10 protein-coding genes are annotated in these 12,930 nt (G+C 70.9%); 7 read left to right on the forward strand and 3 right to left on the reverse strand.

What is annotated here, in order from left to right; genetic code table 11:
* Positions 1–5 precede the first annotated feature (5 nt).
* From AC507J_RS18665 to AC507J_RS18690, 6 genes are all read left to right on the forward strand, one after another.
* Positions 6–863, forward strand: coding sequence for a terpene synthase family protein (locus tag AC507J_RS18665; RefSeq protein ID WP_496290470.1), 858 nt, complete (start codon positions 6–8; stop codon positions 861–863).
* Entirely contained in the window at positions 860–2,464 is a 1,605-nt protein-coding gene (locus AC507J_RS18670; protein ID WP_496290441.1) for a prenyltransferase/squalene oxidase repeat-containing protein, read from the forward strand. Before AC507J_RS18665 ends, AC507J_RS18670 begins: the two co-directional genes overlap by 4 nt.
* A gap of 95 nt (positions 2,465–2,559) precedes the next feature.
* The gene (locus AC507J_RS18675; RefSeq protein ID WP_496290442.1) at positions 2,560–5,211 is read left to right on the forward strand and encodes a nitrate- and nitrite sensing domain-containing protein; all 2,652 of its coding nucleotides are present in this window, start codon (positions 2,560–2,562) and stop codon (positions 5,209–5,211) included.
* 83 nt (positions 5,212–5,294) lie between these two features.
* Entirely contained in the window at positions 5,295–5,717 is a 423-nt protein-coding gene (locus tag AC507J_RS18680) for a roadblock/LC7 domain-containing protein (RefSeq protein WP_496290443.1), read from the forward strand.
* A gap of 5 nt (positions 5,718–5,722) precedes the next feature.
* Entirely contained in the window at positions 5,723–6,109 is a 387-nt protein-coding gene (locus AC507J_RS18685; RefSeq protein ID WP_496290444.1) for a DUF742 domain-containing protein, read from the forward strand.
* On the forward strand, positions 6,090–6,692 hold the full coding sequence (locus tag AC507J_RS18690) for a GTP-binding protein (protein ID WP_496290445.1): 603 nt from the start codon (positions 6,090–6,092) through the stop codon (positions 6,690–6,692). The genes AC507J_RS18685 and AC507J_RS18690 overlap by 20 nt, the downstream gene beginning before the upstream one ends.
* A 149-nt stretch (positions 6,693–6,841) precedes the next feature.
* On the opposite strand, the gene AC507J_RS18695 is transcribed toward AC507J_RS18690, so the two are convergent.
* Together AC507J_RS18695 and AC507J_RS18700 are read right to left on the reverse strand one after the other, a co-directional pair.
* Entirely contained in the window at positions 6,842–9,697 is a 2,856-nt protein-coding gene (locus AC507J_RS18695) for an aconitate hydratase (protein ID WP_496290446.1), read from the reverse strand.
* 262 nt (positions 9,698–9,959) lie between these two features.
* Positions 9,960–10,616 carry a C39 family peptidase gene (locus AC507J_RS18700; protein ID WP_496290447.1) on the reverse strand — a complete coding sequence of 219 codons (657 nt, stop codon included), beginning with the start codon at positions 10,614–10,616 and terminating at the stop codon, positions 9,960–9,962.
* Positions 10,617–11,068: 452 nt separating this feature from the next.
* Here AC507J_RS18700 and AC507J_RS18705 point away from each other — a divergent pair, with 452 nt between their 5' ends.
* Entirely contained in the window at positions 11,069–12,742 is a 1,674-nt protein-coding gene (locus AC507J_RS18705) for a right-handed parallel beta-helix repeat-containing protein (RefSeq protein ID WP_496290448.1), read from the forward strand.
* Here the strand turns inward: AC507J_RS18705 and AC507J_RS18710 are convergent.
* Positions 12,739–12,930 (reverse strand): hypothetical protein, encoded by a 192-nt coding sequence (locus tag AC507J_RS18710; protein WP_496290449.1) that lies wholly within the window; start codon positions 12,928–12,930, stop codon positions 12,739–12,741. The genes AC507J_RS18705 and AC507J_RS18710 overlap by 4 nt on opposite strands.

Genomic DNA, 12,930 nt, shown 5'->3' on the forward strand with positions numbered 1-12,930 from the left:
ATCAGATGCTGGTGGCCGCCGAGCAGGGGCGCATCTGCGCCCTAGCCGCCCAGGGGCAGCGTGACCTGGCAAAGGTCGCCGCGTCCCACCCGGACCTGTTCCCTGCCAAGCCGTTCGACGCGGCGCTCTTCGGCAACGTGGCGATGGCCATCGCGTTCGGTGCCCCCTGGTGCGATCCGGCTCAGCTGCGGATCACCAACCGCGCGGTGCTCTGGGGGTTCGCCGTCGACTGGCTGGTCGACCACGAGGCGCGATCGCGTGCCGAGATCGACCGCCTGACCGCTCGCTGCCTCGCCGTGGCCGACGGTGCGCCGCCGGAGAGCGACGACGCCCTCGGCGAGTTCCTCGCCGAGTTGCGCGACGAACTCGCCGCCGTGCCGGCCTTCGCCGTACACCGGGACCGCTGGCGGGAAGAGATTCGCAAGGTGCTCGCCGCGATGGCCCGGGAGTGGGACTGGAAGCAGCACAGCGACAAGTTGCCCGACTTCCCGCAGTACCTGGAGAACGCCGCCAACCTGGCCTGCACCGTGGTCAACGTGGTGCACTGGATCCACACCGACGATCCCGCGACGCTGGCGCAGCTGGATGCCCTGCTGGCCGCGAGTGATCAGGTGCAACGGATCCTCCGGCTCGTCAACGACCTCGGCACGTACGAGCGCGATCTGCGCTGGGGCGACCTGAACGCCCTGTTGCTGGTGCCCCGGGCCGACGTCGAGCAGCGGATCGCCGAGCTGGTGGCCGAGGCCCGTACGATGCTGGCGCCACTGCGGGACAGCTGTCCGGTGCAGGCGGACTACCTGGCCCGGCAGATCGGTTTCAGCAGCGGCTTCTACCGCTCCACCGATTTCTGGGGCGTGTCGTGACTGCGGCGGCGGTCACCACGCAGACGGGGGAGGGTTCGGCACCGGGCGGCACCGGTGAACTGCTCGCGGTCCTGGCGCGGGAACCGGCCGGGCAGGTGAGCAACTCGGTCTACGAGACCGGGCGGCTCGTCGCCGATGCCCCGTGGCTCGGCGGGCACGCGCAGCGGCTGGCGTACCTGCTCGCGCGGCAGGGCGCCGACGGCAGTTGGGGGCCGCCCGGCGGGTACGCGTTGGTGCCGACGGCGAGCGCGGTGGAGGCCCTGCTCGCCGAGTTGGTCCGGGTCGGTCCGGCGGCGACGGGTCGCCCCGACCTCAAGGCCGCCGCCGTTGGTGGCCTGGCCGCGCTGGCCCGGCGGCTCGCCGACGGCACCGCCATGCCGGACACTCCGGCCGTCGACCTGATCGTGCCGGCGTTGACCGACCGGATCGGCGCGCATCTGGAGCGGCTCGACGGCGGATTCGGCCCGGTGCTGCCCACTGTGGACCGGCGTCGGGTCGACGCGGTAAACGCCCTGCTCGCCACGGACCGCCCGGTGCCCAGCAAGCTCTGGCACGCCTACGAGGTGCTCGGGTCCGCGGCTGCCCGCCGCGCCGATGTCGCCCTGATCGACGGTGCGGTGGGTGCCTCACCGGCCGCCACCGCGGCCTGGCTCGGCCACCGGCGGACCCCGGACCGCGCGGCGCGGGCGTACCTCGACGCCGTGGTGGCCCGGCACGGCGGTCCGGTGCCGTGCTGCACCCCGATCACCACCTTCGAGCGGTCCTGGGCCCTGGCCACGCTCGTCCGAGCTGGTCTGCCGGTCACCCCGCCGCCGGGTCTGGTGGTGGAGTTGGCCGCGGCACTGGGGCCGAACGGCGCGGCGACCGGGCCCGGGCTGCCGACCGACGCCGACACCACCTCGGCCACCCTTTACGCCCTCGCCCGGCTGGGGCATCCGGTGGATCCGGTGAGCCTGCTCCGCTACGACCTGGGCAGCCACTTCTGCACCTGGCAGGGGGAGGACGGGCAGTCGGTCACGACCAACGCACACGTGCTGGAGGCGCTCGGCTGGCACGCCCGGCACACCCGGGACGGGGCTGAACGCTACGGTGCCCGGGTGTCGAGGCTCGCCGGTTGGCTGCGCGACAGCCAGCAGCCGGACGGACGGTGGACCGACAGGTGGCACGCCTCGCCCTACTACGCCACCTGTTGCGCGGCGCTGGCGCTGGCGGATCATGCCCCGGCCGAGGTGGCCGCCGTGCCCGTCGACCGGGCGGCGGACTGGGTGTTGGCCACGCAGCGCGACGACGGCGGCTGGGGGCGCTGGTCGACCACAGTGGAGGAGACGGCGTACGCCGTGCACGTGTTGCTCGGCACGGGCCGGCCGCTCCGGCCGCAGATGCGGGTGGCGGTCGGTCGGGCGCTGGAACCGTTGCACGCCGAACCGGCCGAACACCCACCACTGTGGCACGACAAGGATCTCTACGCACCGTTACTGATCGTCCGGGCGGCGGTGCTCGCGGCACGGCATCTGGTGTGCGCGATGACCGATTCGACCCGCGATGGTGGAGCGATCCCACGCCAACAGGGGGCCGACCAGGGCATGATCACGACCGCTTGAGTTGCTGCGGAGACGCTGTTAGCGTGCGCCGGGGCCGGTGCGCGTGACGCACCGCTGACTGACAGATCAACTCGTTCAGGGCCAGGGACGGTGTAATGGGTTCCCGCAGTTCGAATCTGCGTACCAAGGTCGTGGCTCTGCTGGCATCGCTGGTGGCGCTCTGGAGCTTCACCGCCTGGGTCACCGTCCGAGAGGGAGTCAACCTGATCGGCGTGCAGGCGCTCGACGTGCGGGTGTTCGACCCCACCGAGCCGCTGCTGCTCCAGCTCCAGCTGGAACGGCGTAGCTCGCTGGTCTACCTTGGCCGACCGAACGAGGCCGTGCGTGGCGAGCTGGCGCAGCTGCGGCAGCGTACCGACCAGTTGGCCGCGGAGTTCTCCGAGTCGGTCGACAACTGGCAGGTGAGCCTGCTCGGCAGCAGCGACCTGCATGAACAGATCGCGCTGCTTCAGCGCGGCCTGGACGCGCTGAAGGACACCCGGACCGCCGTCGACGAGCGCAACATCGGCCGCAGCGAGGCCGGTACGGCGTTCACTGAGCTGATCGAGTCGATCTACCAGGTCTACGACGAGCTCGGCAACCTCGACGACGACGAGGTCGCCGAGAACACCGCCCAGCTGATCCGGCTCAACCGGGCCCGGGAGCTGCTGTCCCAGGGGGACGCCATGCTCGCCGGTGTGCTGGCCGCCGGCCGGATCACCGCTACCGAGCGGGCGGAGTTCACCCGGGTGGTGGGCGCTCGTCAGTTCGTCGCCGAACAGGCGGCCGTCCGGCTGCCCGACGCCGACCAGCAGCGCTACGCGCAGATGATCGCGGGTCCGAACTTCCAGCGCCTGGCCGCGCTGGAGAACCAGATCATGGCGGAGTCGGACTCCTCCCGGCCGCCCTTCAACGGCCAGGACTGGGCCGAGGCCACGGGTCCGGCGCTGATCGAGATCGGCGACGTGGTGCTGGCCGGTGGCGACGAGGTCGTGAAGAGCGCCACGCCGGTCGCGATCGGGGTCATCGTCCGGCTGGTGCTCGCCGCCGGTCTCGGCCTGCTCGCGGTCATCGCCTCGGTGGTCGTCTCGATCACCACCGCGCGGGCCCTGGTCCAGCAGTTGCAGCGGCTGCGCGACGCCGCCTTCCAACTCGCCAACGAGCGACTGCCGGACGTGGTGGATCGGCTCGGTCGCGGCGAACAGGTGGACGTCGCCAAGGAGGCGCCGCCGCTCCAGTTCGGTGACGACGAGATCGGCCAGGTGGGTAAGGCCTTCAACGTCGTGCAGGAGACCGCCGTACGGACCGCGGTGGAGCAGGCCGAGCTGCGTCGGGCCGTCCGCGACGTGTTCCTCAGCCTGGCCCGGCGTACCCAGGCCCTGGTGCACCGCCAGCTCACCCTGCTGGACGCGATGGAGCGGCGGGAACACGACGCGGAGGAACTGGAGGACCTGTTCCGCGTCGACCACCTGGCCACCCGGATGCGGCGCAACGCCGAGAACCTGATCGTGCTCTCCGGCTCGACCCCGGGCCGGGCCTGGCGGCGCAGCGTGCCGATGGTGGACGTGATCCGTGGCGCGGTCGGCGAGGTCGAGGACTACACCCGCGTCCAGGTGCTTCCGATCAGCGGCGTGTCACTGGCCGGGCGGGCGGTCGGTGACGTCATCCACCTGCTCGCCGAGCTGATCGAGAACGGGCTCTCCTTCTCTCCGCCGCACACCACCGTGGAGGTGCGCGGGCAACTGGTCGCCAACGGTTTCGCCATCGAGATCGAGGACCGCGGCCTGGGCATGACCGATGAGGACCTCGCCGCGGCCAACCACCGCATCGTGGACCGCAGCGAGCTGAACCTCGCCGACGCCTCCCGGCTGGGCCTGTACGTGGTGAGCCGGCTGACCGACCGGCACGGGGTGCGGGTACGGCTCAAGGAGTCCGCGTACGGCGGCACCACCGCCGTGGTGTTGATCCCCGGCGATCTGATCATCACGGAGGGCACCGAGTCGGATGCTCCGGCGGGTGCGCGGACCGAGACGGCGGCCGCCGGCCCGGCCCCGGCCGGTCGGGTCGAACGATCCGGTGCGCCGGTGGCTCTCGCCGCACCGGCGGGTCCGCCCGCACCCCGCCCGGCCGAGGCCGACGCCGGGTCGCAGGACGCGGCCGAGCGTGGCAGGGAGATGCCGGTCGAGATCCACCTCGCCGACGGCGTCGACGGCTCCGGGCTACCGACCCGGTCCCGGCGCCGACCGGGTCACTCCGCGCTGGACGGACCGACCATCCCGATCGGGCTGCCGGTCACCTCGACGCCGAGTGTCGAGAGCGCGCCGCGCCCGCCGCACCGACTTGGTGAGATCGGCGGTCCGGCCGGCGCGGCGCCCACGACCGATGCCCCGCCGTCGAGCCTCGGGGCGGCCACGACCGGTGCTCCGCCGTCGAACAGCGCGGCGACCGGTGCTCCGCCGTCGGGTGCCGAGGCGGCAGCGACCGAGCCGGGCGGTGCCGCGGGGATGTCGGCGGAGCCGGACCGCACCGAGTCGGGTCTGCCGGTCCGGATCCGCCAGGCCAGCCTGGCACCGGCGCTGCGCGCCGAGCCGGACGCCCCGGAGGAGAGCGAGGACGTGATCCGCGAACCCGAGCAGGTGCGGCGCATGATGAGTTCGTACCAGACGGGCACCCGGCGCGGACGCTCCGACGCCGCCCGGTTGCTCGGCGGTGGCGGTAGGTCGGCTGACGAGGACGAGTCCGACGGCGCCGGCCAACAGGCGACCTGACCGGTCAGCTGCGGCGATCCGCACGACCGCTGGTCAGGCCCAGATGAGCACGGCGATGAGCCGGGGGAGAAGAGGACGACGAAGTGGCGCAGAAGACGGCTTCGAGTGCCGACCTGACGTGGTTGCTGGACGATCTGGTCGGCCGGGTCAAGCAGGCCGAGCACGCGGTCGCGCTGTCCGCCGATGGCCTGCTGATGGCCTCCTCGCAGGGGCTCAGCCGCGACGACGGCGAGCACCTGGCGGCGATGGCGGCCGGCATCCAGAGCCTGGCCCGGGGCGCGGGCAAGCGGTTCGGCGGCGGGCAGGTGCAGCAGACAATCATCGAGATGCAGTCGTCCTTCCTGTTCGTCACAGCCGCCGGTCGCAACGCCTGCCTCGCGGTGCTGGCGACCGAGGACGCCGACGTGGGGTTGATCGCGTACGAGATGGCCATGCTGGTGACCCGGGTCGGCAAGTACGTCGCGTCGCCGTCCCGATCAGCCGAGCAGACAAACGGGGAGAAGTAGCACGTATGACGGTGCAGGGAGAATCTGCCGAACATCAGTGGGTTGACGACCATGCTGGGCCGGTGGTCCGTCCGTACGCGGTGACCGGCGGCCGGGCCCGTCCGGTCACCGGCACGTTCGACCTGATCTCCCTGGTGATGGCGACCCGTAAGGACGTTTCTCCGGAGATCGGTCTCGGCCCGGAGCATCTGGCGATCGTCGGACTGTGCCAGCGGATGCAGTCCGTCGCCGAGATCGCGGCACACCTGGACCTGCCGGTGGGCACCGTGCGGGTCCTGCTCGGTGACCTGGTGGCGCGCAACCTGGTACGGATCCGGGAGCCGCAGAGCACCCTGGGCGTTCCCGACCACAGCATCTTCGAGGCGGTTATCAATGGACTACGGGCACTCTGAGCGGCCGGCGGGCGCGGTCGCACTGCCCACGGCGATCAAGATTCTGGTCGCGGGCGGCTTCGGGGTGGGTAAGACCACAATGGTCGGTGCGGTAAGCGAGACGCGTCCGTTGCGCACCGAGGAGGTGCTCACCGAGTCGGGCGTCGGCATCGACGACCTCTCCGGCGTCGAGGCGAAGCAGACCACAACCGTGGCGATGGACTTCGGCCGGATCACCATCAGCGACGATCTGGTGCTGTACCTGTTCGGGACCCCCGGGCAGGACCGGTTCTGGTTCGTCTGGGACGAGCTGGCGCTCGGCGCGATCGGTGCCGTGGTCCTGGCGGACACCCGTCGGCTGGCCGACTGTTTTCCCTCCATCGACTATTTCGAGGGACGGGGCACTCCGTTCCTGGTCGCGGTGAACTGCTTCGAGGGTGCCCGCAAGTACCGGCTCGACGAGGTGCAGGCCGCGCTGAATCTCGACCCCGAGGTGCCGGTGCTGCTCTGCGACGCCCGGAACCGGGAGTCGGCCAAGGAGGTGCTCATCACCCTGGTCGAGCACGCCATGAAGATCCGGGACGCCCGCCGCCGGGCCGACTGAGGCCCGCCGGTCCGCCCGTCGGACCGAGTGCGCCCGCCGGTTCGCTCGCTCGGCGACGACCCGCCGGCCACGCCGGCCGTACGGGCCCGCGACGACGAGGGGCTCCTTCCCGCACCGGCGCGGGAAGGAGCCCCTTCGGCTCGGGTACGTCAGCTGGCGATCATGCGTCGCAGCACGTACTGCAGGATGCCGCCGTGCCGGTAGTAGTCCGCCTCACCGGGGGTGTCGATGCGGACCACCGCGTCGAACTCCACCCCACCGTCGGTGGTGACCTTCACCGTACGCGGAGTCGAGCCGTCGTTGAGCTCGGTGACCCCGGTGACGGTGAACGTCTCGGTGCCGGTCAGCCCCAGCGAATCGGCGGTCTCGCCGGCCGGGAACTGCAACGGCAGCACGCCCATGCCGATCAGGTTGGAGCGGTGGATCCGCTCGTACGACTCGGCGATGACCGCCTTGACCCCCAGCAGCATGGTGCCCTTGGCCGCCCAGTCCCGCGACGAACCGGAGCCGTACTCCTTGCCGGCCAGGATGACCAGCGGGATGTCGGCCTCCTGGTAGGCCATCGCGGCGTCGTAGATCGAGGTCTGCTCGCCGGTGAGGTGGTTGACGGTGAAGCCGCCCTCCACGCCTGGGACCAGTTGATTGCGCAGCCGGATGTTGGCGAACGTACCGCGGATCATGACCTCGTGGTTGCCCCGGCGCGAGCCGTACGAGTTGAACTCGTGTCGCGGCACGCCGTGCCCGGCGAGGTACTCACCGGCCGGGGAGTCGGCCTTGATGGAGCCGGCCGGGGAGATGTGGTCGGTGGTCACCGAGTCGCCCAGCTTGGCGAGCACCCGGGCACCGGCGATGTCGGCCACCGGCGCCGGCTGCTGCGCCATGCCCTCGAAGTACGGGGGCTTGCGGACGTAGGTGGACTCGCCGTCCCAGGCAAAGGTGTCGCCGGTCGGCGTCGGCAGCGACTGCCAGCGCTCGTCTCCGGCGAAGACGTCCGAGTACGCGGCGCTGAAGCCGGTGGCGCCGATCGCCGAGGCGATGACGTCCTGGATCTCGGCGGTGCTCGGCCAGATGTCCCGCAGGAAGACGGGCTGACCCGCGCTGTCCTCGCCGATCGGCTCGTTGGCCAGGTCGATGTCCATCGTGCCGGCGAGGGCGTACGCGACCACAAGCGGCGGCGACGCCAGGTAGTTCATCTTCACGTCCGGGTTGATCCGGCCCTCGAAGTTGCGGTTGCCGGAGAGCACCGACACGACGGCGAGGTCGGCCTCGTTCACCGCGGCCGAGATCTCCTCGGGCAGCGGGCCGGAGTTGCCGATGCAGGTGGTGCAGCCGTAGCCGACCAGGTGGAAGCCGAGCTTCTCCAGGTAGGGCGTCAGGCCGGCCCGCTCGTAGTAGTCCATGACGACCTTCGAACCCGGCGCGAGGGTGGTCTTCACCCACGGCTTGCGGTTCAGGCCCTTGTCCACCGCGTTGCGGGCGAGCAGCGCCGCACCGATCATCACCTGCGGGTTCGAGGTGTTGGTGCAGGAGGTGATGGCGGCGATCACCACCGCGCCGTGGTCCAGCTCGTACTCGTTGCCGTCTTCGCCGGTGACCCGGATCGGGTTGCTGGCCCGCCCGCCGGCACCGACCGCCGCGGTCACCAGGTCACGCGGGGCGTCGGCCGGGTCGCTCACGTCGTTGGCCGGCGGGTCGCTTGCCGGGAACGACTCGGCGCTGGCCTCGTCGGCCGGGCCGACGGTGCCGAACGGCTTCTCCTGCTGCGGTACGCCGGGCTTGCGCCCCGGGTCGCCACCGGTCTCGTCGGCGGCCACGTAGTCGGTGAGCGCGGCCCGGAACAGGGTCTTGGCGTTGCCCAGCGGCACCCGGTCCTGCGGGCGCTTCGGCCCGGCGAGGGAGGGCTCGATGGTGCTCAGGTCGAGCTCCAGGTGCTCCGAGTACTCCGGCTCGGCAGCCGGGTCGTGCCAGAGCCCCTGCTCCTTGGCGTACGCCTCGACCAGCGCGACCTGCTGTGGGTCGCGGCCGGTCAGCTCCAGGTAGCGGACGGTCTCGGCGTCGATCGGGAAGATCGCCACCGTGGAGCCGTACTCCGGGGACATGTTGCCGATGGTGGCCCGGTTGGCCAGCGGGACCGCGCTCACGCCGGGGCCGTAGAACTCCACGAACTTGCCGACCACACCGTGCTTGCGCAGCATCTCGGTGATGGTGAGCACCAGGTCGGTGGCGGTGGTGCCGGCCGGCATCTCACCGGCGAGCTTGAAGCCCACCACCCGCGGGATCAGCATGCTTACCGGCTGGCCCAGCATGGCCGCCTCGGCCTCGATGCCACCGACGCCCCAGCCCAGCACGCCCAGGCCGTTGACCATCGTGGTGTGCGAGTCGGTGCCGACGACGGTGTCCGGGTACGCCTGGCCGCCGCGCTCCATGATCGTACGGGCCAGGTACTCGATGTTGACCTGGTGCACGATGCCGGTGCCGGGCGGGACGACCTTGAACTCGTTGAAGGCGCTCTGGCCCCAGCGCAGGAACTGGTAGCGCTCCTTGTTGCGCGCGTACTCCAGCTCGACGTTGCGCTCGAAGGCGTCCTCCCGGCCGAACAGGTCGGCGATCACGGAGTGGTCGATTACCAGCTCGGCGGGGGCGAGCGGGTTCACCTTGGTCGGGTCGCCGCCGAGGTCCCGGACGGCCTCCCGCATGGTGGCCAGGTCGACCACGCACGGTACGCCGGTGAAGTCCTGCATCAGCACCCGGGCCGGGGTGAACTGGATCTCGACGTTGGGGTCCGCGGTCGGGTCCCAGGCGCCGAGCTGGCGGATGTGCTCGGCGGTGATGTTCGCGCCGTCCTCGGTCCGCAGCAGGTTTTCCAGCAGAATCTTCAGGCTGTAGGGGAGCCGTTCGTGGCCCTCCACCTTGCTGATCTTGAAAATCTCGTAGCTCGCGTCTCCGACGCGCAGCTGGGTCTTCGCACCGAAGGTGTCGAGGCTCGCCACGTCGTACTCCTTCACACCAGCGACCGTGAGTAGTCCTGAGCAGTCTGTCGCACCGGCCGGAGCGCCGCCGAGCTTAGGCAACACTTACCGCCGATTCTCGCTGTCAACAAAACCGTACGTCCGTCTTGCTATTAGGTCAACCCGATGCCATCGTGTGGACGGGAGGTGCAGCCATGATCCATCACGTCCAGCTCGCCTGCCCGCGCGGCTCCGGGGATGTCTCGGGACGACGAAGGGCCGACCCCGGGTGGGGTCGGCCCTTTCATATCTGGCGGGGTCAGCTGGTGGCGCTGTAGCCGCGGGTGGCGATCCAGTTGGCGAGGTTGTCGATGCTGATCTGGTAGCTGGCGGTGTTGGGGTCGGCGGAGTCGGCGATGGTGACGGTGTCGCCTCCGTCGCGGTAGCCGACGACGCTGATGTAGTGCCCGCCCTCGAAGGAGTGGGTGCGCCCGTCGGTGTCGGTGGCGCTGCCGGCGATGTTGGCGACCACGGCGCGGCCGTCGTCGACGGTGCGGACGATGTCCTCGCGCAGCTTGTCGGTCTGCTTGCGGTCGGCCTTGGTGCCGGGGATCTCGACCGACTTGTAGACGTCCTTACCGGTCTCCTTGTTCAGGATGGGCGTGATGTCGTTGATGGAGTTGGTGCCGGCTTCGGTGGTGCCCATGCGCTTGGCCATGTCGTGCTGGTCGATGTTCTTGCCCTGCACGCTCAGGGCGTTACGGGCGGCGGCGGGGCCGCAGTAGTAGAAGGTGTCCTGGGCCTCGTAGCGCACGTCGAGCTGGCGTTCGCCGCCGGGCTTGCGGTCGGCCTGCACCGACGCGGCGGTCACGCCGGGGGTGGCCTGGGCGGCGATGGCGGGTGCGGCGATGCCTCCGGCGGTGGCGGCGGCAGCGGCGATGGTCAGGGCGGTCTTGCGCAGGATGGTGGTACGCATGGTGGTCTCACCTTCCGTTCGGGGGTGCGCAGCAGGAATCAACCCGGTTGTTCGGGGCTCGCCGTGCTGCGGGGGAAAGAGGAACGCCCGGCGGGGGTGCTGCTCGGGCGTCCGGGGGGATGTAACGATCCGGGTCGGCGCCACATTCCAGCGGGCTCGCGATCCCGGGAGGTGCTGTGCGGCGCGGGGGAGCGCCTGCGGTCAGCCATGTACAACGCCCCGGGCCCGGGCATGATTCCGCCGCCGGGGTGACCCGGCCCACCCGGCAAATCGCCTGATAGCCGACATCCGACCTCCCGGCCGCGGCCAGGCGGCGAGGTCGGGTAGGTCCTGGCGCGTAAGCGCGTCATTGGGCGTTTCGTGCCGCAATGCTGGCTATGGGGGCTGTTTCCGGGCGCAGGAAGGGGGAAGGCGGGCGAGGTCGGAGCAACTGACTCGGGGGAGGACGTCGGATGTGGCAGCACGCCAGGCTCGCCGCCAGCCGTGAGCGCCCGTCCCCGGTCGCGGGTGCGCCGCTCTGGTGCAACGCGCGGGATTACGGCCTGCGGGGTGACGGGGTGGCCAACGACCAGCCCGCCTTGTCGGCGCTGGTGAACCAACTTGGCGAGGGGTACGCCGCCGACGGGCGGGCCCGGGTCATCTACTGCCCGCCGGGGATCTACTCGATCCGGGACGCGGGCACCGTCTGGCGCAGCGGGGTCTCCCTGCTCGGCGCGGGATCGGGCGCGACCCGGTTCCTGTTGAGCAACGAGGGCAATCGGGCCGACCCCACGCCGCTGGCCTTCTGGACCACGTTGCAGCACGGCGCCGACCGCGACCGGCACATCGCCGACTGCACCTTCGCCGACTTCGAGATCGACGGCTCGGGCGTGGCCATGGCGGAGTACAACTACCTCGCCAAGGGGCTGGGCCTCCAGTACGTGGTCCGCGGAGTATTCCGCAATCTCTACATCCACCACACCGGTGCCACCGGCCTGGGCTGTGACTTCCTCCAGGACTGCCTGATCGACGGGGTGGTCGTGGTCGGCTGTGGCCGGCTGGACAACGGCGAGCAGATGGGTGGCGCGGGCATCGGCATCGGCATCGGTGGTTGGGGAGCGGTGGAACGCTGCACCATCACCAACTGCACCACGCTCGGCAACGGCACCAACGGGATCTTCCTGGAGTTGCAGAAGTCGTACTGGGAGTCGCCCCGGGGCTACCGCATCATCGGTTGCCACAGCCAGGCCAACCGGTTCGGCATCTCCGACTGGGGCGCCGACGGCCTGGTCGTCTCCGCCTGCACGCTCACCGGCAACCTGGAGGCCGGCTTCGACATCTCCGGCAACGGCACCGCGGGCGTGGCCGGCCGGGGCGGCATCCTCACCGACTGCGTGATCGACCGCAACGTCCGGGACGGGATCAGCGTGGGCAACACGCCCGGCTCGTACACCATCCGGGGCAACCGGATCAGCGGCAACGGCGGGCACGGCTACCACCAGCACAACCTGGGCGACGGCTACCAGGCCCCGGCGTCGGAGATCGTCATCGACGCCAACGACTTCTGGGACAACGGCCTGGACGCGATCCGGATCGACCGGCCGATGATCGACGCGATCGTGGTCGACAACCGGATCCGCAACAACGGCCGGCAGTGCGATCCGGCGGCCACCGGGTCCGGCGACTCGGTCTGGTACGCCCGGCGCTCCATGTCGGACCGGACCGCCTCGTGGCGGACCGACGGGCACCGGGGAAAGACGCTGCGGGTGGGCTCCCGGGTCGCGGTGGTGGTCGGTAACACCGACACCGACCTGGCCCTGGCCGACCTGCGGCCGGACGCGAACATCGCGTGGAACGAGGACGTCCCGCCGCCCGGTGCGAAATACGAGCTACCCGCCGCGGCACCGATCCGGGCCGGCATCGCCGTCAACGCGCACCTGGAGTCGGCGACGATCCGCGGCAACCGGATCTGGGACAACCGTCCGGAACCGACCCAGAGCTACGGCATCTGGGTCACCGAGCGGGGCAGCTGCGTCTCCTGCCGGGTGGAGGAGAACGACCTCGCCGGCAACGCCGAGGGCGCGCTGCGGCTGGACCGCCGGCCGGAGGGCGGCCGTTGGCACCGCAACCACACCGAAGTGGACTAAGAAGAACCACCCTCGGCCGGGGTGGTCGAGGTCGACTCCGCGTGCCGGTCGCGCAGCCGGGCCCGGATCTCCTCCGGGGTGTACGCGCGCCGCCGCCGCTCGGCCCGCGCGATCACCACGCCGGACGCCGCGACACCGGCCAGTCCGGCCAGCCCGAGAACCTTCCACCACCGCACCCGTTGCCGCAT

Source organism: Micromonospora sp. PRAS1, assembly GCF_059553435.1.

Excerpts from the sequence above, each read along its gene's own strand:
- AC507J_RS18665 (WP_496290470.1), top strand. The coding sequence starts at position 6 with ATGCTGGTGGCCGCCGAGCAGGGGCGCATCTGCGCCCTAGCCGCCCAG.
- AC507J_RS18675 (WP_496290442.1), top strand. The coding sequence starts at position 2,560 with ATGGGTTCCCGCAGTTCGAATCTGCGTACCAAGGTCGTGGCTCTGCTG.
- AC507J_RS18685 (WP_496290444.1), top strand. The coding sequence starts at position 5,723 with ATGACGGTGCAGGGAGAATCTGCCGAACATCAGTGGGTTGACGACCAT.
- AC507J_RS18690 (WP_496290445.1), top strand. The coding sequence starts at position 6,090 with ATGGACTACGGGCACTCTGAGCGGCCGGCGGGCGCGGTCGCACTGCCC.
- AC507J_RS18700 (WP_496290447.1), bottom strand. The coding sequence starts at position 10,616 with ATGCGTACCACCATCCTGCGCAAGACCGCCCTGACCATCGCCGCTGCC.
- AC507J_RS18705 (WP_496290448.1), top strand. The coding sequence starts at position 11,069 with ATGTGGCAGCACGCCAGGCTCGCCGCCAGCCGTGAGCGCCCGTCCCCG.
- AC507J_RS18710 (WP_496290449.1), bottom strand. The coding sequence starts at position 12,930 with ATGCGGCAACGGGTGCGGTGGTGGAAGGTTCTCGGGCTGGCCGGACTG.